The following is a 20,324-nucleotide window of genomic DNA, read 5'->3' on the forward strand; positions in this document are numbered from 1 at the left end:
GTGCACGTCATGACCGAACCGCAGTACCGCATCGAACACGACACCATGGGCGAGGTCAAGGTACCCGTCGACGCGTTGTGGCGCGCACAGACCCAGCGTGCGGTGGAGAACTTCCCGATCAGTCATCGGCCGCTGGAGCGCACGCAGATCCGTGCGATGGGACTGCTCAAGGCCGCATGCGCCCAGGTGAATGCCGACCTCGGTCTGCTCGATGCGCAGAAGGCGGAGGCGATCATCGCCGCGGCCACCGAGATCGCCGACGGCAAGCACGACGACCAGTTCCCGATCGACGTCTTCCAGACCGGTTCGGGCACCAGTTCCAACATGAACGCCAACGAGGTCATCGCCTCGATCGCCAAGGCGCGCGGCGTCGAGGTCCACCCCAACGACCACGTCAACATGTCGCAGTCGTCCAACGACACGTTCCCGACGGCCACCCACGTCGCGGCCACCGAGGCCGTGGTGACCGACCTGATCCCGGCGCTGGATCACCTGCGGCTGGCCCTGCTGGAGAAGTCCACGGAATGGCGTGAGGTGGTCAAGAGCGGCCGCACACATCTGATGGACGCGGTGCCGGTGACCCTGGGCCAGGAGTTCGGCGGATACGCCCGGCAGGTCCAGGCCGGCATCGAGCGGGTCTCGGCCACCCTGCCCCGCGTCGGCGAACTTCCGATCGGCGGCACCGCGGTGGGTACCGGACTCAACGCCCCCGACGGCTTCGGCACCAAGGTGGTCGCCGAACTGCGCACGCTCACCGATGTCGACGCGCTCTCGCTGGCGCAGGACAACTTCGAGGCGCAGGCCGCCCGCGACGGTCTGGTGGAACTGTCCGGACAGCTCAAGACGGTGGCGGTGTCGTTGACCAAGATCGCCAACGACGTGCGCTGGATGGGTTCGGGTCCGCTGACCGGCCTGGGCGAGATCACCCTGCCGGATCTGCAGCCCGGCTCGTCGATCATGCCCGGCAAGGTCAATCCGGTTCTGCCGGAGGCGGTCACGCAGGTCGCTGCCCAGGTCATCGGCAACGATGCGGCGGTCACCTGGGGTGGCGGCAACGGAGCCTTCGAGCTCAACGTCTACATCCCGATGATGGCCCGCAACGTGCTCGAGTCGCTGAAGCTGCTGGCCAATGTCTCCCGGCTGTTCGCCGACCGCTGCATCTCCGGTCTGGCCGCGAACACCGACCGCCTCAAGACCCTCGCCGAGAGCTCCCCGTCGATCGTGACGCCGCTGAACTCGGCGATCGGCTACGAGGAGGCGGCCGCGGTCGCCAAGCAGGCCCTCAAGGAGGGCAAGACCATCCGGCAGACCGTGATCGATCGCGGCCTGATCGGCGAGTCGCTGTCGGAGGCCGAACTCGACAAGCGTCTCGACGTGCTCAAGATGGCCAACCTGGATCGGCAGCGCTGACCCGTCACGCCTGACCGACACCCGTTGCCGACGCCGGTCGACGGGATGGGGATCAGATGGGCGCCGACGGTGCAGCTGCGGCGAGATGTCCTCGCAGGGTGACGGTCTCGTATTCGTGGCGGTAGAGACCCCGGCGACGCAGGATGGGCACCAGTTCGTCGGCGATCACCTCCAGCCCGTCGAGAAGCGCATCCGGCTGCAGGTTGAATCCGTCGATCGCACCGGCATGGAACCAGTCCTCGATCCGATCGGCCAACTGTTCCGGGGTGCCGACGAATCCACCGTGTCCCGATCCCGAATACCTTGTCTCCCGCAGGTAGTCGCGCACGGTGGGATTGGTCTCGCGAATTCGGGCGATGATCGACTCGCGGAACCCCACGCTGCCGGCGAAGGTTGCCAGATCGACCGGACCGTCGAGCACTTCGGCCGGAAACGGCTCGTCCAGTTCGAGTTTCGAGGCGTCGATCCCGATCGCGTGCGAGAGCCACCCCACCGCATACGACGACGGACTGCGGTCGTGGAGGTCGTCGTTGCGCCGGCGTGCCTCGGCCTCGGTGCTGCCCAGCGACACCAGCAGGCCCGGCAGGATCTTGATGTCGTCGGGCGATCGGCCGTGTGCCACCGCCCGCCGCTTCACCAGGCGATAGTGGTCGACGGCACCGGCGCGGGTGAGCTCGGCGGCGAAGACTCCCTCGGCGACCCGGGCCGCGAGTTCTCGCCCCTTGGCCGAGCCGCCCGCCTGGAACAGCACCGGATCACCGCCCGGGCCGGCCGGGACATGCAGCCGCCCGTCGACGTCGAAGTGGGCGCCGTGATGGGTGACCGCTCGCCCGCTGCGCGACGATCCCCACAGTGCGCGAACCACATCGACGAACTCGGCGGCACGCTCGTACCGGTCGTCGCGCTCCGGGACGTCGGGTTGCCCGAAGTTCCGTGCCGGTGCCTGGCCGCGTGAGGTCACCACATTCCACGCCGATCGGCCACCGGAGAGGGTGTGGAAGGTGAGGAGCCGTTCGGCGAGTTCGACCGGATCGTTGAAGGTGGTCGACGCCGTCGACACCAGCCCGAGGTGTTCGGTCACCCCGGCGACATGCGCCCAGTTGACGGTCGGTTCCAGATGGGCCGGGTTCGCGTCGTAGGCCGGGTCACCGAGCGCCGGGACATCGGCGAGGAACACCGCGTCCAGGGTGCCACGTTCGGCGGTCCGCCCGATCGTCTCCCAATAGCCGGGGTCGACGAACGAATGGGGGTGCAGGCCAGACGATTGCCATGATGCCGGGACATAGCCGAGCACCAGGGCGTTGATCCCCAGGACCACGTGTCCGTCACGTCGCGTCATCGTGCCACTCCTCGTCTGCGATCGGTTGCGTCACTGCGATTCTCGTGTGTCCGCTCGTGTGGCGGCCGTACTCGGTCACCGACTCGCCAGCGGTTCGGGTGCGGCGAAGGCACGTCGCCGGCCTTCTCGTGCCACCGGCCGGGGCAGACCGAGTGCGTGCCGCAGCGGGCCTGGTCCCACGTGGTGGGCACCCACCAGCAGACGCTCGGCTGCGTCCAGCAGCGCACCGATCGGACGGTCGTCGCCCGCGCGGACCAGCACCCCGCCCACCTGGCCGCCGGGCAGCCCGGCATCGGCGTCGATCACCGGGATCGCCGCGCCCGCACCGAGGACCAGATCCAGGACCGCCTCCGCCTGTGGTGGCGGTGGTGTGTCGGAGGTGAACCATCCGATCACCGACGGGCCGGTGAGCGGTTCGGGCACGGTGAGCGGGCCGGCGATCCGGTACCTGCCGTCGAGATCGACGTGGCGGATCTCCTCGGAGCGCACGAAGATCCCGGTGTGGCGATCGGCGATCACCGACTCGGCAGGCCAGCTCTGCTCGAGGTCGCGCACCGCCACGGCGACCTCGCCGACGAGCGCCGCGGTGCCCGGGGCCGATACCGCCGCGCTCGTTGCCGCTGCCGGCCATGGCCATCCACCCACGGCGCGTGGATCGACGGTCCCCAGGAGCAGGCCGCTCCGGCCCCGGGAGAGATGACCGACCGATGCGACGCGTCGTGCCAGGTTGTAGGGGTGGTCCCGGCTCGGGGCGGTGGCCGCGAGGAACCGCGCCTGTCGGGTGCGCGCCCCCAGGAGGCCGGCCGCGACGGTCGACTCGATCGTGGCGTCTGCGGCAGGGCGCCCGTCCACCCGGTCGATCCCGATCACGCTGAACGCCAGCGGAAGACGGTCCCATCGATGCAGGGCATCCGGGTCGGCGAGCAGCCGCGTGACGTCGGCGCCGGTCAGCCCCAGTGCGACATACGGAGTCAATTACCCTGTCCCCCACGACCGAATGCGGACAGGTCGGGCACCGGGTCGGTCCCGTTGACCAGCCAGTCCCCCAGGATTCGCGCCTTGTACACGCGCGGGTTGTGGGATGCCAGGGTCCGTGCGTTACGCCAGTGCCGGTCGAGTGCACGGTCTTTCGACACCCCGGATGCGCCGAGTGCGTCGAAGACGGTGGAGGTGGCGGTCAGTGCGGCCTCGATGATGACCAGCTGGGCGTGATCGGTGGCGACCTGGGCCTCGGTCACCAGCTCGGCCCGTCGCTCGAGGTCGCCGGCCGCGTGCGCGGCGGCGAGCCGGTCGAGTACCCGCGTCACCTGTCGCAGCGCCGCCTCGGCGGCGAAGGCCTGCGTCGAGACCTCCCCGATCACCTGGAGCAGCTGGGGGTCGCGCGCCGGCACCGGATCGAGTCCCTGCGGATAGTTCCGGCGGCGATCATGCAGTGCCGCAACACCGTCACGGAGCGCTCCACGGATGATCCCGGTGAGTACCGCGAGGATCGCCACCTGGTAGAAGTGCCCCTGGTAGACGAATCGTTCGGACACCGGGAAGACATCGGCGGGGTCGGCCGGGACATCGGTGTAGGCGGCGCTGCCGCTGGCGGTGGTCTGCTGGCCGAAGCCGCCCCAGTCGTCGACGAGGGTGACCCCGGCGTCGTCGCGGCGGACCAGTGCGGTCAGCAGCGATCCGTCGTCGGACTTCCCGATGACGTCCAGCCAGTCCGCGTAGAGACTGCCTGTCGCATAGTATTTCGCACCCGACACGAGGTAGTGGTCGCCGTCGCGCCGGACGGTGGTGGCGATCGCGGCCAGTGTGCGGTTGTCCGCCTCGGTCCATCCGCCGCCGACGAACTCCCCGGCCAGGAACCGCCGAATCCACCGGTCGTTGCCCTCCGACGGGCGCGCGTTGAGCCGGTCCTCGACGAATGCCAGATGGTTGCGGAAGACGTGGGCGATGTTCGGGTCGGCCTCGGCGACCCGGGACAGGACGACGAAGGTCTGCTCGAGCGAGGCGCCGAGACCGCCGTGGTCCTCCGGGATTCGCAGTCGGCCGAGTCCGCGTTCGTTCAGCTCACGCACCAGGTCGTGGGCAAAGGTGCGGTCGCGTTCGCGAACGGCCTCGTCGCGGGCGATCCGGTCGAGAACCGGCGCGAACCGGGCCAGGAGCGCGTCCTCGTCGGCCGTGGACGACTGCAGGTAGCTGACGGCGACGGGTGCGTCGACGAGTTCGGTCATGGGTGACTCCTCGGAACTGATGTCCCGATCGCCGGGTGGCCATCGGAATCGGATGGGAAAGGTCAGAAGGTGGTGCCCGAGTAGGGCTGGGTACCGGTGCCGAACAGGCGGTCCAGCCGGTTCACCGCGTCGCCGGTGTGGACGTCCACGCGTCCGGCCGATGCGAGCCGGCGCCACGTGGTGCCGCCGAGATAGGCCGCGGCGAGGGTGGCGACGTCGACCGTCGCCTCGGCGGCACGAGTCGAACGTGTCACCGCACCGGCGGTGATCTCGAAGACCGCGGTGTTCGCGGGCAGGCGACGATCCTCGACGCCGATCCGCACTCCGGGCCCGTCGCCGAATCGTCTGGCCCGCAGTGCGGCCTCGACATCGATCAGACGCAACCACGTCTCGTCATGTGCCGCACCGAGTTCCACCGCACGCTCATCGGTCAGCGCCAACGGCAGCGGGTCGTCGAGTGCCGCGGAGCCGACGTGGATGACGTCGACCAGGTCGAGGTCGAGCAGGTGCCGCCACAACCCGAATCGGGCGGCATCGGTGAGCGCCACGAAGTCGATCACGTCGATGGCCTTCTCCCGGCTGGTGAACCAGGCCTCGGTGTCACGGGGCCGATAGATCACATATCCCTCGTCGACGCCGTCGCGCGAGTGCACCGCGACGTAGTGCACGGTGGGATCGGCCGCGCGGCGCAGCTCCTGGAGCCGCCACCATCCGGCCGGGCGTTCGATCGCACCCACCCCGTTCGTGCGGCGATGAACCGCGGCGAGCAGCTCGGTGTCGGCATCCGCGTCCGCCAGACGCACCGAACCCTGTGCCACAACCGATTCCCGGAGGCGGGCGCGGCGGGTGTCCACGAGCAGTGATCTGGCCGTCGAGGCGATCCCGTAGCCGAAACGCTCGTAGATCCCGGCTTCGGACGCCCGCAGGGTGGCGACCACCTCGCCGCGGTGGGCGAAGTCCTCGAGCTGACGCTCGATCAGGGCCGTCACGATCCCGCGGCGTCGATGAGTCGGCAGCACACCCACGTGGGTGACGGCGGCGTGCGCCACCCGCGCACCCCCGGGAACCACGAGGTCGCTGGTGTACGAGTCGGCACCACCGACGATCCGATCACCGTCGAATGCGCCGAGATAGCGCCCGGTCTCGGTGACGGCGGTGGCGTCGACGCCCCGGAACGGCAGCCCCACCATGGACCGGAGAAACACACCGAAGGCGGTGTTCACCTGATCGGCCCCGGTCAGCGCGGCGATCGTCGGCCGTGTGCCGGTCGAATCCGCTCGAGCCGCGCCGTCGGCAACGTCAACCGTCATGCGCTCGCCCCTGAGTCGCCTCGTCGAACCCGCATGTCCTCATCTCCTCGTCGAAGTCTCACCGATCACCACCGGCCCTGTCGCCGGCCACCCAGCGAGCCTGCTCGCGCGGTGCCGTGACGCCCAGCCTTGTACTCAGCCAGATTCTGGTTCGGTCGTTCCACAAACCGGAGGAATCGCCCCGCCGGCGGCGGGCGGTCACGCCCGGGCGCACTCCGGCGGTCCGGACACGTGGGCATCGTGAGCGGGTAACGTCACACCCATGGCCACGACCCCGCCCAGATGGTTCACCGACACCAAACCCGGCCACAGCGAGTGGTACATCGAACGGTTCCGCACGATGGCCCGCGAAGGTGCCGACCTGGGCGGCGAGGCCCGGATGATCGATGCGATGGTGCCGCGTGGCGCCCGGGTTCTCGACGCCGGGTGCGGGCCGGGCCGCATCGGCTCCTTCCTGCACGTCGCCGGACACACCGTGGTCGGCGTGGACGTCGACCCGGCCCTGATCGCCGCCGCACAGGCCGATCATCCCGGGCCGCGGTGGCTGGTCGGCGACCTCAGCGAACTGGACCTCGCCGCACAGGGTGAGACCGATCCGTTCGACGCGATCGTGTGCGCGGGCAATGTGATGGTCTTCCTCGCCCCGGGTACCGAGGTGCAGGTGCTGCGCCGGCTGTCGGCGCATCTGGCCGAGACCGGCGTGCTCGTGGTCGGCTTCCACACCAACCGCGAGCTCTCCCTGGAGGCCTTCGACGCCGCCGTGGCCGAGACCGACCTCTACGTCGAACATCGTTTCGCCACATGGGATCTGCGCGCATGGCATCCGGATGCGGACTTCGCGGTGACGGTCCTGCGCCACACCGCCGATCGAGCGTGACGCCGTGACCGGGCTCGACGAGTTCCCCACCGGCTGGCAGACCGCACTGGCGCTCGTCGCCCATCCCGACGACCCCGAGTACGGCATGGCCGCCGCGGTCGCACGCTGGACCGGCGAGGGCCGGCGCGTGGTCTACGCCCTGGCCTCGAGCGGTGAGGCCGGTATCGCGGGCATGGCGCCCGAACAGGCCGGACCGCTGCGCGAGGACGAGCAGCGGGCGTCGGCGCGGATCGTCGGGGTGGACGAGGTGGAGTTCTGGGGCTTCCCCGACAGCGAGATCCGCAACACCCCCGAACTGCGGGAACGGATCGGCGAGACCATCCGGCGCGTCGCACCCGAGGTGATCCTGTCGCTCTACGGCGGACCCGAGTGGGCGCCGGGTGCGCCGAACCAGCGCGATCACATGGAGTTCTCCGCGGCGGTCCTCGACGCATACGACGCCTTGCCCGCCGACGCCCGCCCGCGTTGGCTGTTCGAGAACGGCCCGCACCCGACGCACGCCGTGGACGTCGAGGCACAGGTCCCGGCCGCGATCGACGCCTTGTCGGCGCACCGGGTGTACCTGGAGGTGCTCGATCCGACGACACCGGTCGCCGATCAGGCCCGGGCACAGGTGGACCGGACGACCACACCGCGCGACGACTTCGACGGTCGCCGCGCGGCGTGCTTCGAGCTCAAACGGGTCACCGGCTGAACCGGGTCGACCGACACCGGATGTGCTTGCCGGCCAGGATGCCTCACCCGGTTCCGGCATCCGGCGGCGTCTACCGGTCGACGGTCCGGTGGCCGGGCGCCTCCTCGTCGAGTACCTCGAGGATGCCCAGGTCGGCCAACCGTTCCTGTTCCTCGGTGGACAGCGTCTGGATGCTGCCGACGCGGGCCGCGATCTCGGGGCGGGCGACGCGCAGGTAGGCGTACCACAACAGCCCGACGGCGAGGATGCCGAGGAAGACGAACGGCAGGATGCTGAACGGGAACGCCGGCACCGGGTACACATTGCTGACGATCACATATCCGAGCGCCGCGATCGCCAGGCCGGACACGATCGCCCGTGCCGGGGTCAGCGCCTTGATCCGGTACAGCCAGATCGGTGTGGCGATCACCACCAGCAGGTAGCTGACCAGGAATCCCCAGGTCGCCACGTAGCCGCCGTACACGTCGAACACGAGGCGGCCGGCCGAGGAGAAGGTGGCCACGACGGCGAAGACCAGGGCCAGCGCACCGACGAAGACCACACCGACCCACGGCGTCTTGTAGCGCGGATGGACCTTGGCGAAGACCTGCGGGAGTGCACCCTCGTGGGCGAGGGTGAACAACGACCGTGCCGCCGACGTGGTGACCGCGGTGACGAAGACGATGAACGCCACCGAGACCGCGGCACTGACCACCGGGTTGATCCATGACACGTGCGAGGCATCGGCGAGCTGTGGCAGCACCGCCTTGTCGCCGTCGATCCCGTTGAAGTGCAACACCTGTGGGTAGGTTGCAAGGATGTAGAGCACCCCGAGGATGAGTACGACGCGCAGCAGCGACCGTGCGATCGTGCGGTGCGCATCACGCGCCTCGGCCCCGAGGGATGCGACACTCTCGAAGCCGGCGTAGGCGCCGACCGCGGTCACCGCGGCGACGAAAGTCGAACTGTGCCCGAGATTGCTCGGATTCCACTGCTCGGTGTCGATCCGCCAGCCGTAGCTGACATAGGACGCCACGATGATCACGAATATCGCTGCGACGGCGACGACCTCGAAGATCAGCTCGTACTTGGCGGCCAGGGAGGCACCACGGAGCGGGAGGTACACCCCCACCCCGACGACGACCGCCACGAGCAGCAACCGGAACCACGATGCCTGCGAGCCCAACCCGATCTCCTCGAGGAAGGCGTCGACGTAGAGGACGCCGCCGAGAGTGCCGGTGGTGGCGAATCCGATGTAGCCCAACAGAAGACTGAACCCGGCGGCGAAGGCGAAGCCCGGCCCCAGACCGTTGCCGGTGTAGGTTCCCAACGATCCCGAGGTCACCGTGCGCCGCGCCTGATAGCCGATGGTGGTGGCGATCAGGACCGCGATCACCAGACCGACGATCGCCGCCCAGGCCGCTCCCTTACCCGATGCGGTGTAGAGCGAGAACGGCACCGAGGCGATCGCGACGCTCGGTGCGGCCGCGGCCAGTCCCTGCGCGAACACTCCCCAATGCCCGAGTGCACCTCGCGCCAGGCCGGTGCCCTCGGCGGCCGTCAGCCGACGGCCACCCAGGCTCACCGCCTGCGCACCACGTTCCCGGACTTCGACGCCCTCTGCCGGACTCACCTCGCTCCCCGGCGAATCAGGCTGTACCTCAATCGACATGACACTTCACCTTCCACGCGAGCATAGATCGTGCATTGACCAGAAGGAGTATGCCCGACAGCGATATCCGTTACCCCCCTTAGGTTCTCACGGGTTCTATCGGTGTGGACGGCGCGATCGGCCGCCACCGGATCCGCGACGACCGTCAGGAGTGCCACACGTCCTGGTGGTCACGATGCGTGGGCAGGTAGGCACCCGGATCGAAGTGGTGGTCATAGAAGTCGGTGTCGATATGTTGCGCCTGAAGGTAATTCAGGATGTGTACGGTCGGTACGGTTCCCGGTATCTTGCCGAACACGTCGTCCACGTAGGCGATCTGGCCGGTCAGCAGTTCGGTGAACCGCTCGTCATAGGGCGCCGCGGATGCCCGCACCCGCGGGGTGTCCCGCCACGGACCGTCGGTGTCGGGGTGAAAGGGCCCACCGGGGCCGAACTTCCGTTCCGTGAAGCGCGCCACCGCCTCGCCGGCATCGGCCACGTGCGGGCGTGACAGCGTCTCGAAGACTCCTGGCAGCCCCGTGGGATTGGGCAGCGACCACCTGTCGTCGGTCTGTACCTCGAATCCCAGACCGGGTACCGCCGGATCACCGGAGGCACCGAGGACCGACAATCGGTCGATCCCGTCGAAGGTCCATCCGCCCAGACCGAGTGCACCCAGGACGAGATGGCCGTTGTAGGCGGCGGTGACCAGCTCCGCACTCGCCTCGGCGAGGGTGTACTGCTCCACGAACGACAGCGGGAAGGGATCCCCCGCATGACGCAGCGACGGATCCGAGGCACCGGGGATCTCCCGATCGTGGATGTCGTCGTAGAGCCCGTATCCGTTCTGCAGGAAGAACGCGACGTTCGCGATGAAATGCTGGGCGAGGTCGGCGATGGGGATCACCAGCAGCGAGCCCGGATGGTTGGCGATCCAGGTGTTGTGGCCTTCCAGATACGGTTCTTCGCGTGGGAGATGTATCCGGTGATCAGAGATCTTGCGATACCGGCCGACCGTCTCGGCGAGCCAGTCCTCGATGCCCCCGTCCCCGATGTCCCCGCCCTCGATATCCCCGTCCCCGATGTCCCCGCCGCCTCCACTGGAAGCAGGGGCGGCGTCGCGACTGGACAGGAAGTAGGTGCCCGAGTCGTCGGTGAAGAAGAACTCGGTGGTGTGGAATCCGGCGGCGGACGGAAACGTGCGCCCCGTGGCCGATCCCGAGTAGTTCGGCAGCGCCGGTGCATATCCGGGATGGTGGCTGATGCCGAAGTGCCGGCCGGTGACGCCGGTGACGACCGACAGGACGAGGGCACGCTCGACCTCGCTGAGCGGTTGGACCGGCCGGTTGCTGGTGAAGGCGAGTTCTCCGGCGGGGATACGGCCGCCGACCGGGAAACGACGGGATCGGCGCCCGGTGATCGCACCGAGTAACGGGAAGGCGGCGAGGTCGGTCAGGGCGCGACGCTCGCCGTCGGTCAGGTCGAATCCGCGCCGGTCCGTCGTCGTCACGAGGACACCGCCGAGGGCACGTGGTCGCCGATGTGCCGGCCGATCACCGCGGCGACGTGGGCGTGGGCCACCTCGTTGAGCACGTCGTGGGCGCCGTCGGCGACGACCTCCACGCGGAGCGTCGGCAGCCGGTCCTGCCACGCGGTGACACCGTCGAGCGGCGCCACGGCGTCGTTGCGGCCGTGGACGGCCAGCAGCGGGATCGTCGACGCCGGCAGGTCGCGGTCGAGTCTCTCCCATGCGGGCGTGAACAGTCGGCTCAGTTCGCCACCGATGTCGGCGGCGGTGAAGGCCAGCGGATCGTTGGCCAGCTCGTCGCGATAGAACGGGTCCGCCGACAGCGCATCCAGATCGAGTTCGAACGGGTCGTCGGAATCGACGGCGGCCTGCAGCCACGGCAGCGGCGACAGCGGCGCACCCGAGACGACGACGCTCGTGTACCGCCCGGGCCGGTCGAGTGCCGCGAACACGGCGCCGAGGCTGCCCAGCGAATGACCGCCGATCGCCAGGGGGACGTCGGGACGGTGCGCGGCGGCGAGATCGGTCAGCACCCGGGCGTTGTGGACGACGGCGTCACAGGAGCCGACGTTGCCGCGTTCGCCTTCGGAGAGTCCGTGGCCCGGCTGGTCGAGCGCCCACAGCTCGACTCCGTGCGAGGCGAGTTCGGCGGCATACCGGTGGTAGAGACCCGAGTGTTCACCGAATCCGTGCAAGAAGATCAACGCTGCGGTCGGTGTGGTCGCGGCCGGCCAGTGACGATAGAACACCCGGCCCTGCGCACCGTCGAAATAGGGCATGGCTCACTCCTTTCCGGGGCGCGACGGGTTTCGTGCCCCGATTCGCTGCACGAGTACTTCGCAACCCACAGAGCATTCACCCGGCACCGGAGGGGTCGCCAGACTATGGCCCACCGCGATTCTCAGGGAGGCCGACGCACAGCGCCGCCGGTCATCGGACCGACGGCGCTGCGTTCTTCAGATGGTCAGGGATTCAGCCTCCGACACCGAGTAGCGCCGGGAGCACGCCCACGAGCTGGTTGAGCAACTGGGTCAGGGCATTCGAGTCGCCGAGTCCCGTCCCGGGAGTGGTGGTACCCGGAGTCGTGGTACCCGGGGTGGTGGTGCCCGGGGTGGTCGGGGTCGTCGTCGACGGCGCGGTGCCGCCTTCGGGGGTGGTCGCCTGCGCCTGCCCGGTGGGTGCCGGCTGGTTGACGCCGATGGTGATCCGCGGGTTCTTTGCCGGGTCGAGCCAGACCAGGATCTGCCGCAGGATGTCCTTGTCGATGGCGACGCAGCCCATGGTGGGTTCACCGGTGCTGGCGTGCAAGAAGATCGCCGACGCCTTGCCCGGAATCCGTTGCGGGTTGTGCGCGATGTTCACCGCGTAGTCGTAGGCGGCACCGGAGTTGTACAGGTTCTCGCTGTCGCCGCCCGGACTCTGTGCCTGACGGACGTGGGTGTTGTAGGTCGGCGAGCTCGTGTCGGAGTCCCACCAGTCCTGCGTGTCGGTCTTGAAGTAGGGCATCTTGGTGCCGGGGTCGGCCAGCCGTCCGAAGGCCTGGTCGAGTGCGAAGGTGCCCTCCGGGGTGCGGTAGACGTTGTCCTGCGGCTGCCCCATCCCGAGTTCGCCGAGGAAGGCCTTGGTCGGACCGAACACCGGCCGCCAGGTCCCGTTGTCCTCCTTCTGGAAGGCGGTCAGTGTCGCGGTCTGGTCGCTCGCCTTGGGCGCGGTGACCACGATCATCTGACTGCTCTCACCGGCCTGCGGACCCAGCTCGGACGAGCCCGCACCGGAGAGCTTGTTCAGGATCGTGTCGAGCTCGGGAATCCCGGTCTCGGGAATGGAGATCCCCCCGAGCGCGCCCAGCCCGTTCGTACCCGGTGTGGATGTACCCGGTGAGGATGTACCGGGAGTGGATGTACTGGGCGTCGTCGTGCCCGGGGTGGCTTGCGGCGCCGCGAGTGCGGCTCCGTTCCCGCCCGCGACGGCAGCGAGCATCGCCGCCACCATCAGTCCCACTAGTCCCAACGACCTCATCAGTAACTTCAGCACCACACCAGTGTGGCAAAAGGCAAGAGCCACTGAGTCTCGCAACGGTCACAGTGCGACATGGATCCGATCACTACCGACTCTTGAATCTGAAATCAGGCTCAAGTAGTCTCGACGCCAGAGTGATCCACCCCACACTCCATCGCGACTGTGGGGTCACCCCCACCTCGAAGGGATGCGCATGTCCGTCGTCAACACCGTCACCGGCCCGATCGAATCGGCCGATCTCGGCACCACCCTGGTCCACGAGCACGTCTTCGTCCTCGGCGAGGAGTTCCGCCAGAACTACACCGAGTGGGACGAAGAGCAGAAGATCGCCGACGCGGTGCGCGACCTCAACGAGCTCAAGGGGCTGGGCGTCGACACGATCTTCGACCCCACCGTGCTCGGCCTGGGGCGCTACATCCCGCGGATCCAGAAGATCGCCGCACAGACCGACCTCACCATCGTGGTGGCCACCGGGCTCTACACCTACAACGACATCCCGTTCCAGTTCCACTACACCGGTCCCGGCCTGCTCTTCGACGTCCCCGAACCACTGGTCGAGTACTTCACCAAGGACCTCACCGAGGGCATCGCAGACACCGGGGTCAAGGCGGCGTTCCTCAAATGCGCGATCGAAGAACAGGGACTGACCCCCGGCGTCGAGCGGGTGATGCGCGCGGTCGGCATCACCTCCGCGCAGACCGGCGCACCCATCACCGTGCACACCAACCCGCACACCAGGTCCGGTCTCGTGGCCCAGAAGATCCTCGCGGAGGAGGGCGCCGACCTCACCAAGGTCGTGATCGGACACTCCGGCGACAGCACCGACCTCGACTACCTCATGGAGATCGCCGACGCCGGGTCGATCCTGGGCATGGACCGCTTCGGCCTCGACGTCCTCCTCCCGTTCGAGGACCGGATCAACACCGTCGTCGAGCTGGTCGCACGGGGGTACGCCGACCGCATGGCCCTGGCCCACGATGCGTCGTGCTTCATCGACTGGTTCGACCCCGATGCGAAGCGGGCGGCCGTGCCCAAGTGGAACTTCCGCCACATCAGCGAGGACGTCCTGCCCGCCCTACGCGAACGCGGCGTCACCGACGAGCAGATCACCACCATGCTCGTCGACGTCCCACGCCGCTACTTCGAGTGACCCACCCGGACCCGCCGCACCCCTCATCACGCGCCTCCCGGCCCCCCTCACGAATCCACCCGAGCAGAAACGGATCCCATGGCCAGCATCGTCACCGACCTGCGGCAGTGTGCCGACTCCCATCCCGATCGCCCCGCCGTGCGCGCCGGCGACCGCATCCTGTCCTACGCCGACCTGCGTGACCGGATCGCCCGCGCCGCAACCAGACTCGCCGCGGCCGGGGTCTCCCGCGACGACCGCGTACTGCTGATCGCGCCGTCGGTCCCGGAGTTCGCGATCGCCTACTACGGACTGCAGTCGGTCGGGGCCACCGCGATCACCCTGAACGTGATGTCGACGCCCGCCGAGATCGGTTATGTCATCGACGATTCCGGGACATCGCTGGTTCTGGCGTGGCATCGGTGCGCCGAGGCCGCGAGGTCAGCGGCGGGTGAACGCGGTCTCCCGATGCTCGAACTCACCGAGTTCGAGAACGAACCCGACGACGCCGTCGCGGCCACCGCACCGGTCGACCGCGACGCCGACGACACCGCGGTGATCCTCTACACCTCCGGCACCACCGGACGGCCCAAGGGCGCCCAGCTCACCGTCGCCAACATCGATGCGGTCCCGGCCGCCTTCCAGGCCGCCCTGCAGGTCGGCGAACACGAACGCTGGGCCACCGCGCTGCCCCTGTTCCACTGCTTCGGGCAGGTCGTGGTGATGCACAACGCCCTCGCCGGTGGCGGCACCCTCTCGCTGCTGAGTCCGTTCACCCCGACGGCCTTCATGGATCGTCTGCGTGACGAGCACATCACCATCGCCTGCGGCGTGCCGACCATGTGGAACGCCATGCTGCAGGTCACCGAGGGCTACACCCCCGCCGACTTCGCCGACCTACGGTTGGCGTGTTCGGGTGGCGCATCCATGCCCGGCGAGGTGATCCGGGAGTTCTCCGACCGGTTCGGCTGCTCCATCCTCGAGGGATACGGACTCACCGAGACCGCCGGCACCACCACCTTCCGCAACCTCGAGGGGCCGCCGAAGGTGGGCACCGTGGGTCCGGCCCTGCCCGGGTTCACCATCGAGGTCCGCGATCCCGACGGCCATCCGGTGCCGGCCGACGAGATCGGTGAGATCTTCATCAAGGGCCCCACCGTGATGAAGGGCTACTGGAACCGGCCCGACGCCACCGCCGCCGAACTGGTCGACGGCTGGTTCCGCACCGGCGATCTGGGCACGATGGACACCGACGGCGATGTTCGCATCGTGGACCGCACCAAGGACATGATCATCCGCGGTGGGTACAACGTGTACCCGCGTGAGGTCGAGGAGGTCCTCTACACCCATCCCGACATCGTCGAGGTGGCGGTGATCGGTGTGTCCGACGACCACTACGGCGAGGAGATCGCCGCGGTCATCACTCCCCGGCCGGGCACCCAGATCGATCCGGATGCGTTGCGCGCGTGGACCAAAGAACGCCTCTCGGCCTACAAGGTGCCGCGCATCATCCGCTTCGTCGACGCACTCCCCAAGGGCGCGACGGGCAAGATCCTCAAGCGTGCGATCGACCGCTCGGAGCTCGTCGCACCGACGAGTGCGGCCACCGGACGATCCGGTGGCGGCCTGTGACGGCACCCACAGCCGAATGTACCCATGGACGTTGTCACGATCCTCTGGCGCGGCGAACTGACCCGTGGGTAACCTGACCGGGCCCCGGCCGGGGCGGAAGGGTCGGGTCCTCGTCACATGCCACCGCTCAGTCGTCTCGCACGACTGCAGATCGCCGCGATCCTCGTGATCGGCCTGGCGGTCAGTGTCTTCGCCGGTATCCGCTACGTGCACATCAACCGGGTGGTCGGGATCGGGGTCTACACCGTCACCGCACAACTACCCGACTCCGGCGGGATCTTCACCAATGCCGAGGTCACCTACCTCGGCATCCCGGTGGGGCGGGTCGGCGAACTCCGGCTCACCGCCGACGGTGTGGACGTCGACCTGCAACTGGACTCCAGCGCCCCCGAGATCCCCGAGTCGTCGGTGGCCGTGGTGGCCGCACGATCGGCGATCGGTGAGCAGTACATCGACCTGCAACCGTCGAAGATCGACGGCCGGCACCTCGCCGACGGCTCGCGGATCACCCGGGCGTCGATCCCGCCGAAGGTCGAGGACGTCGTGTCGTCGGCGATCGATCTCTCCGAGTCGATCCCGCTCGACGACCTGCACACCGTGATCACCGAGCTGGGCAAGGGATTCCACGGCCAGAACGAGAACCTCCCACGGCTGGTCGACTCGCTGTCGAAACTCGCCGAGGCCGGTGCCGACAACATCCCGGCCACCATCGGCCTGCTCCGCGACGCCGACACCGTCCTGGCCACCCAGGCCGACCAGTCCGACGCGATCCTGTCGTGGTCACGCGGACTCGACCTGGTGTCGGCCACGCTGGCCACCGCCGACCCGGACCTCCGCCGACTGCTGACCACCGGCTCGGCATCGGCCACCCAGATCTCGGAACTGGTGCAGCGCAACGGCGGTGACCTCGCCACCGTCGTCGGCCAGCTCGCCGACGTGGCACGCACCGTCGGGCCGGCCACCTACACCACGTCGATGACCTTCGCCTTGCTGTCACAGCTGTCGGCCGGTGCGCACTCCCCCGCGCCCGGTGACGGACAGATCCATTTCGGCGTCGTGCTCGAGACCAACGACCCGCCCGCCTGCACCAGAGGCTACGAGAGCACGCAGCGGATCATCGACGAGATGAAGCGCACCAAGCCGGATTTCGACATCCGCTACGACGACTTCCCGTTCAACACCGACGCGCGGTGTGCCGTACCGTTCGGCAATCCGACCGGGGTGCGCGGTGCCGACCGGGCCCGCTATGCCGATCCGTCGACCGCACAGCCCTGGGACACCACGCCGAAGAAGGATCCCGACCGCCTGAACCTCAATCCGCTTGCGCGGCAACTGGCGACACTGCTGGGTGTGCGGACCGACTGACACCCACCCGCACCCGATCGTCCGAGCCGCTCAGCCCTTCGGTGACCGCAACCCGATCGCATTGGCCCACAACCGGGTCGCGGTGAAGGTGAGATCGTCCATGGACACCTCGTCGACGCCGATCGCAAAGGCCTGGTAGGCCATTCGCGACACCATCCCCGAGAGCGCCTGGGCGGCACCCATCGCGTCGAGGTCCGGATCGGCGAGCCCGGACTCCTGGAGCTTCTCGATATGGCGCGCATTGCGACTCGCGAACACCAGACCGCGTTGCCGTCGCTTCTCCCGGAACTCCGGCATGTTCGCGGTCACCTGCTCGAGCACGAGACGTAGCTTCGCATTGCGTTTGTACGCCTCGAAATACGCCCGATTGGCGGCCTCGAGCACGGCGATCGGATCGCCCTCCGATCCGGACTCCACATGCGGGAACCCGGGATGCAGCATGTCCTCGTGTGCCTCCGCCAGCACCGCGTCGAGGATCTCCTCCTTCGAGTCGAAGTAGGTGTAGAAGGTACCCGTCGAGCAGCTCGCGGCCACGGTGATGTCGGTGAGCCGGGCATCGGAGAAGCCGTCGCGCTCGAAGATCTGCCGGGCGGCCGCGATCAGCGCCGCCCGGGTCCGTTCCCCGCGTGCGGTGGCCGGCGGCGCCTTCTCGGTGCCCGCGGCGGCGATCCGCGGCAGATCCGATCCGACCAGCTCGGACCCCCTCGATTCTGCGGTCATCGTGCCATCCTGACACCCGCCGTCGCCGCCGTGCACATCGAGTACCCCATGGACGCGACTAGAGTCCCGCGGAATCCGCGACAGCGGTCGCCTTGGACACCAGGATGTCGATCACCTCACCGGTCGGGACACCCGCCGACGCCCGGTTGGCGGGATTGTCCGCCGCTCGACGCAGCACGCCCTCGGCGATGATCGCCACCTTCCACAACCCCAGCGCATGCCAGAACTCGAGGGCACGCGGATCACGACCGGTGCGTTCGATGTAGCTCGCGGCCAGTTGCGCCCGGTCCGGGAATCCCTCGAGCAGTTCCACCGGCGCTCCGGTCAGGGACGGCTCACCGGGACCGGGCCAGTACGCCAGCGTGCTACCGATGTCGGCGAGCGGATCGCCCAGCGTCGACAGTTCCCAGTCGAGTGCCGCACGCACCGCGCCGGTGGCCGGATCGATCATCACGTTGCGGATGTGGAAGTCGCCGTGGACGAGTCGGGTCTCGTGCTGCTCGGGCGCACTTCGGATCAGTCGCTGTGTCAGCGCGTCCAGGGCCGGGATCTCGCGGGTCTTGGACTTCTCCCACTGCGCACTCCAGCGCTTCAACTGACGTGCGGCATAGGGCTTGTGGCTCGCCAGGTCGTCGAGTCCGACGGCCTCGATGTCGACGGCGTGGATGCGGGCGAGCGTCTCGATCATCGACTCGCCGATCCGGGTGCGGATGGCGGGATCCAATGCCTCCCCGGCCGGCAGGTTGTCGAGCACCACCGCGTCGACGAACTCCATGACGACGAGGGGAACCGGGGTCACCGACTCGTCGGTGCACACCCCCAGCACCTGCGGGACCGGTACGTCGGTGGGGCCGAGCGCGGAGAGAATCCGCGCCTCGCGCACCACGTCGTGTGCCGATGCCAGCAGGTGTCCCACCGGCGGTCGCCGCAGGACCCAGCGGCCGCCGGCGTCGTCGGACAACAGGTAGGTGAGGTTCGATTGACCGATTCCCACCCGCGTGCAGGTGATCTCGCCGTCCGCGTCGACACCGATCTCACCCAGCCATCGCTGCAGTGCACCGGAATCCACCTCGGGGATCACCGACAGTCCACTCGTCGTCATGGTGTTGCCGTTCGTCCTCTCTGTTCCTCTGCCCGTCAGAAACGGGCGCTCAGTGCGGCATCGGAGACACCCGGCACCGTCTCCGGTGCGGGGGTGTCACGGTAACGACGCAGCTCACGACGGGCGATGGCACGCTTGTGCACCTCGTCGGGGCCGTCGGCCAGACGCAGGGTGCGGATGCCGGCATAGGCCGAGGCCAGCGGGAAGTCGTCGGTGACACCGCCACCGCCGTGCACCTGGATGGCCCGGTCGATGATCTTCAGCGCGATGTTCGGCGCCGCGACCTTGATGGCGGCGATCTCGGTGGCCGCCGCCTTGTTGCCGACGGTGTCCATCATGTGGGCGGCCTTCAGCGTCAGCAGACGCACCATCTCGATGTCGATGCGCGACTCGGCGATCCAGTCCTGGATGTTGGCGCGGTTGGCCAGCGGCTCCCCGAAGGTGGTGCGCCGGGTGGCCCGCGTGCACATCAGTTCCAGTGCGCGTTCGGCCATGCCGATGATGCGCATGCAGTGGTGGATACGACCCGGGCCCAGACGTGCCTGGGCGATCGCGAATCCCTCGCCCTCCCCCTTCAGCACGTCCTTGGCGGGCACCCGCACGTTCTCGAAGACGAGTTCGCCGTGGCTTTCCCGGTCGGTGTAGCCGAACACCGGCAGGTTGCGCAGGATGGTCAGACCGGGGGCGTCGGTCGGCACCACCATCATCGACTGCTGGCGATGCGGCGGACCGGTCGGATCGGTCTTGCCCATCACGATCAGGACCTTGCAGTCGGGACGAACAGCGTTGGAAGCAAACCACTTCCGGCCGTTGAGGACGTACTCGTCGCCGTCGCGGACCATGGCCATCTCGATGTTGGTGGCATCCGAGCTGGCGACGTCGGGCTCGGTCATCGCGAATGCCGAGGCGATCTCGCCGTCGAGCAGCGGACGCAGGTACTTCTCCTTGTGCTCATCGGTACCGAAGAGCGTCAGGACCTCCATGTTGCCGGTGTCGGGGGCGTTGCAGTTGAACACCTCCGACGCCCAGTGCACCCGGCCCATGATCTCGGCCAGCGGGGCGTACTCCAGATTGGTCAGGCCCGGCGCCCATTCGGCGTGCGGGTGGAAGAGGTTCCACAGGCCGGCCTCCTTGGCGCGGCCCTTGAGTTCGGTGAGGATCGCGGGCATCCCGTGCGGGTTGTCCAGCGCAGCCATCTGCTCCTCGTAGACACCCTCGTTGGGGTAGACGTGGGTGTCCATGAAGGCCAGCAGCTTCTGCCGGTACTCCTCGGCACGGGGCGACGGGTCGAACAACGTCATGATCACTCCTTGATATCCGGTTGAAAGTCTTTGTGGCCGTGCG

At 68.4% G+C, this 20,324-nt stretch carries 17 protein-coding genes; 6 read left to right on the forward strand and 11 right to left on the reverse strand.

The genetic code is table 11. The annotated features are described in order from the left end of the window. Positions 1-9 precede the first annotated feature (9 nt). Positions 10-1,410, forward strand: a complete 1,401-nt coding sequence (locus GD1_RS05520; RefSeq protein WP_059036199.1) for a class II fumarate hydratase — start codon at positions 10-12, stop codon at positions 1,408-1,410. Positions 1,411-1,462: 52 nt separating this feature from the next. Here GD1_RS05520 and GD1_RS05525 read toward each other — a convergent pair whose 3' ends face one another. From GD1_RS05525 to GD1_RS05540, 4 genes are all read right to left on the reverse strand, one after another. Further along, on the reverse strand, positions 1,463-2,749 hold the full coding sequence (locus tag GD1_RS05525) for an NtaA/DmoA family FMN-dependent monooxygenase (RefSeq protein WP_059036201.1): 1,287 nt from the start codon (positions 2,747-2,749) through the stop codon (positions 1,463-1,465). Positions 2,750-2,824: 75 nt separating this feature from the next. Further along, positions 2,825-3,724 carry an LLM class oxidoreductase gene (locus GD1_RS05530; protein WP_059036203.1) on the reverse strand — a complete coding sequence of 300 codons (900 nt, stop codon included), beginning with the start codon at positions 3,722-3,724 and terminating at the stop codon, positions 2,825-2,827. Then, positions 3,721-4,974, reverse strand: a complete 1,254-nt coding sequence (locus GD1_RS05535; protein ID WP_053777669.1) for an acyl-CoA dehydrogenase family protein — start codon at positions 4,972-4,974, stop codon at positions 3,721-3,723. The genes GD1_RS05530 and GD1_RS05535 overlap by 4 nt, the downstream gene beginning before the upstream one ends. A gap of 62 nt (positions 4,975-5,036) precedes the next feature. Continuing rightward, positions 5,037-6,164, reverse strand: coding sequence for a GNAT family N-acetyltransferase (locus GD1_RS05540; RefSeq protein ID WP_238403579.1), 1,128 nt, complete (start codon positions 6,162-6,164; stop codon positions 5,037-5,039). A 382-nt stretch (positions 6,165-6,546) separates the two neighbouring features. Here GD1_RS05540 and GD1_RS05545 point away from each other — a divergent pair, with 382 nt between their 5' ends. Together GD1_RS05545 and GD1_RS05550 are read left to right on the forward strand one after the other, a co-directional pair. Beyond that, complete coding sequence (locus GD1_RS05545) at positions 6,547-7,161, forward strand: class I SAM-dependent methyltransferase (RefSeq protein WP_059036205.1); 615 nt, start codon at positions 6,547-6,549, stop codon at positions 7,159-7,161. Between the two features lie 4 nt (positions 7,162-7,165). After that, positions 7,166-7,855: a PIG-L deacetylase family protein gene (locus GD1_RS05550; protein WP_059036208.1), complete on the forward strand. Its 690-nt coding sequence runs from the start codon at positions 7,166-7,168 to the stop codon at positions 7,853-7,855. A 70-nt stretch (positions 7,856-7,925) separates the two neighbouring features. Here the strand turns inward: GD1_RS05550 and GD1_RS05555 are convergent, their stop codons facing one another. The 4 genes from GD1_RS05555 to GD1_RS05570 all read right to left on the reverse strand — a co-directional run bounded on the left by GD1_RS05555 (position 7,926) and on the right by GD1_RS05570 (position 12,993). Beyond that, positions 7,926-9,506 (reverse strand): APC family permease, encoded by a 1,581-nt coding sequence (locus GD1_RS05555; protein ID WP_083533891.1) that lies wholly within the window; start codon positions 9,504-9,506, stop codon positions 7,926-7,928. Between the two features lie 145 nt (positions 9,507-9,651). Continuing rightward, positions 9,652-10,995, reverse strand: coding sequence for a hypothetical protein (locus tag GD1_RS05560; RefSeq protein ID WP_244882539.1), 1,344 nt, complete (start codon positions 10,993-10,995; stop codon positions 9,652-9,654). Then, positions 10,992-11,792 (reverse strand): alpha/beta fold hydrolase, encoded by an 801-nt coding sequence (locus GD1_RS05565; protein ID WP_059036212.1) that lies wholly within the window; start codon positions 11,790-11,792, stop codon positions 10,992-10,994. Before GD1_RS05565 ends, GD1_RS05560 begins: the two co-directional genes overlap by 4 nt. 193 nt (positions 11,793-11,985) lie before the next feature. Beyond that, positions 11,986-12,993, reverse strand: coding sequence for a L,D-transpeptidase family protein (locus tag GD1_RS05570; protein WP_238404326.1), 1,008 nt, complete (start codon positions 12,991-12,993; stop codon positions 11,986-11,988). A gap of 232 nt (positions 12,994-13,225) precedes the next feature. Between GD1_RS05570 and GD1_RS05575 the strand changes: the two genes are divergently transcribed. The 3 genes from GD1_RS05575 (at position 13,226) to GD1_RS05585 (ending at position 17,158) form a co-directional block, all read left to right on the forward strand. Beyond that, the gene (locus GD1_RS05575; RefSeq protein WP_020792717.1) at positions 13,226-14,182 is read left to right on the forward strand and encodes a phosphotriesterase family protein; all 957 of its coding nucleotides are present in this window, start codon (positions 13,226-13,228) and stop codon (positions 14,180-14,182) included. 78 nt (positions 14,183-14,260) lie between these two features. Next, positions 14,261-15,793, forward strand: coding sequence for a class I adenylate-forming enzyme family protein (locus GD1_RS05580; RefSeq protein WP_059036216.1), 1,533 nt, complete (start codon positions 14,261-14,263; stop codon positions 15,791-15,793). Between the two features lie 117 nt (positions 15,794-15,910). Further along, the gene (locus GD1_RS05585) at positions 15,911-17,158 is read left to right on the forward strand and encodes an MCE family protein (RefSeq protein ID WP_059036218.1); all 1,248 of its coding nucleotides are present in this window, start codon (positions 15,911-15,913) and stop codon (positions 17,156-17,158) included. A 30-nt stretch (positions 17,159-17,188) separates the two neighbouring features. On the opposite strand, the gene GD1_RS05590 is transcribed toward GD1_RS05585, so the two are convergent. Genes GD1_RS05590 through GD1_RS05600 form a run of 3 tightly spaced genes read right to left on the reverse strand, consistent with a single transcriptional unit; the run spans position 17,189 to position 20,281 of the window. Further along, on the reverse strand, positions 17,189-17,878 hold the full coding sequence (locus tag GD1_RS05590) for a TetR/AcrR family transcriptional regulator (protein WP_059036220.1): 690 nt from the start codon (positions 17,876-17,878) through the stop codon (positions 17,189-17,191). Positions 17,879-17,936: 58 nt separating this feature from the next. After that, a complete protein-coding gene (locus GD1_RS05595) occupies positions 17,937-18,980 on the reverse strand; it encodes a phosphotransferase family protein (RefSeq protein WP_059036222.1) in 1,044 nt (347 codons plus the stop codon). 35 nt (positions 18,981-19,015) lie between these two features. Then, a complete protein-coding gene (locus GD1_RS05600; protein WP_053777746.1) occupies positions 19,016-20,281 on the reverse strand; it encodes an acyl-CoA dehydrogenase family protein in 1,266 nt (421 codons plus the stop codon). Positions 20,282-20,324 lie beyond the last annotated feature (43 nt).

It is taken from the genome of Gordonia desulfuricans NBRC 100010, from assembly GCF_001485495.1.
Lineage (GTDB): Bacteria > Actinomycetota > Actinomycetes > Mycobacteriales > Mycobacteriaceae > Gordonia > Gordonia desulfuricans.

Coding starts and splice junctions, on each gene's coding strand:
- GD1_RS05520 (WP_059036199.1), top strand. CDS start 10: ATGACCGAACCGCAGTACCGCATCGAACACGACACCATGGGCGAGGTC.
- GD1_RS05525 (WP_059036201.1), bottom strand. CDS start 2,749: ATGACGCGACGTGACGGACACGTGGTCCTGGGGATCAACGCCCTGGTG.
- GD1_RS05535 (WP_053777669.1), bottom strand. CDS start 4,974: ATGACCGAACTCGTCGACGCACCCGTCGCCGTCAGCTACCTGCAGTCG.
- GD1_RS05540 (WP_238403579.1), bottom strand. CDS start 6,164: ATGGTGGGGCTGCCGTTCCGGGGCGTCGACGCCACCGCCGTCACCGAG.
- GD1_RS05545 (WP_059036205.1), top strand. CDS start 6,547: ATGGCCACGACCCCGCCCAGATGGTTCACCGACACCAAACCCGGCCAC.
- GD1_RS05555 (WP_083533891.1), bottom strand. CDS start 9,506: ATGTCGATTGAGGTACAGCCTGATTCGCCGGGGAGCGAGGTGAGTCCG.
- GD1_RS05565 (WP_059036212.1), bottom strand. CDS start 11,792: ATGCCCTATTTCGACGGTGCGCAGGGCCGGGTGTTCTATCGTCACTGG.
- GD1_RS05570 (WP_238404326.1), bottom strand. CDS start 12,993: ATGCTCGCTGCCGTCGCGGGCGGGAACGGAGCCGCACTCGCGGCGCCG.
- GD1_RS05575 (WP_020792717.1), top strand. CDS start 13,226: ATGTCCGTCGTCAACACCGTCACCGGCCCGATCGAATCGGCCGATCTC.
- GD1_RS05580 (WP_059036216.1), top strand. CDS start 14,261: ATGGCCAGCATCGTCACCGACCTGCGGCAGTGTGCCGACTCCCATCCC.
- GD1_RS05585 (WP_059036218.1), top strand. CDS start 15,911: ATGCCACCGCTCAGTCGTCTCGCACGACTGCAGATCGCCGCGATCCTC.
- GD1_RS05590 (WP_059036220.1), bottom strand. CDS start 17,878: ATGACCGCAGAATCGAGGGGGTCCGAGCTGGTCGGATCGGATCTGCCG.
- GD1_RS05595 (WP_059036222.1), bottom strand. CDS start 18,980: ATGACGACGAGTGGACTGTCGGTGATCCCCGAGGTGGATTCCGGTGCA.
- GD1_RS05600 (WP_053777746.1), bottom strand. CDS start 20,281: ATGACGTTGTTCGACCCGTCGCCCCGTGCCGAGGAGTACCGGCAGAAG.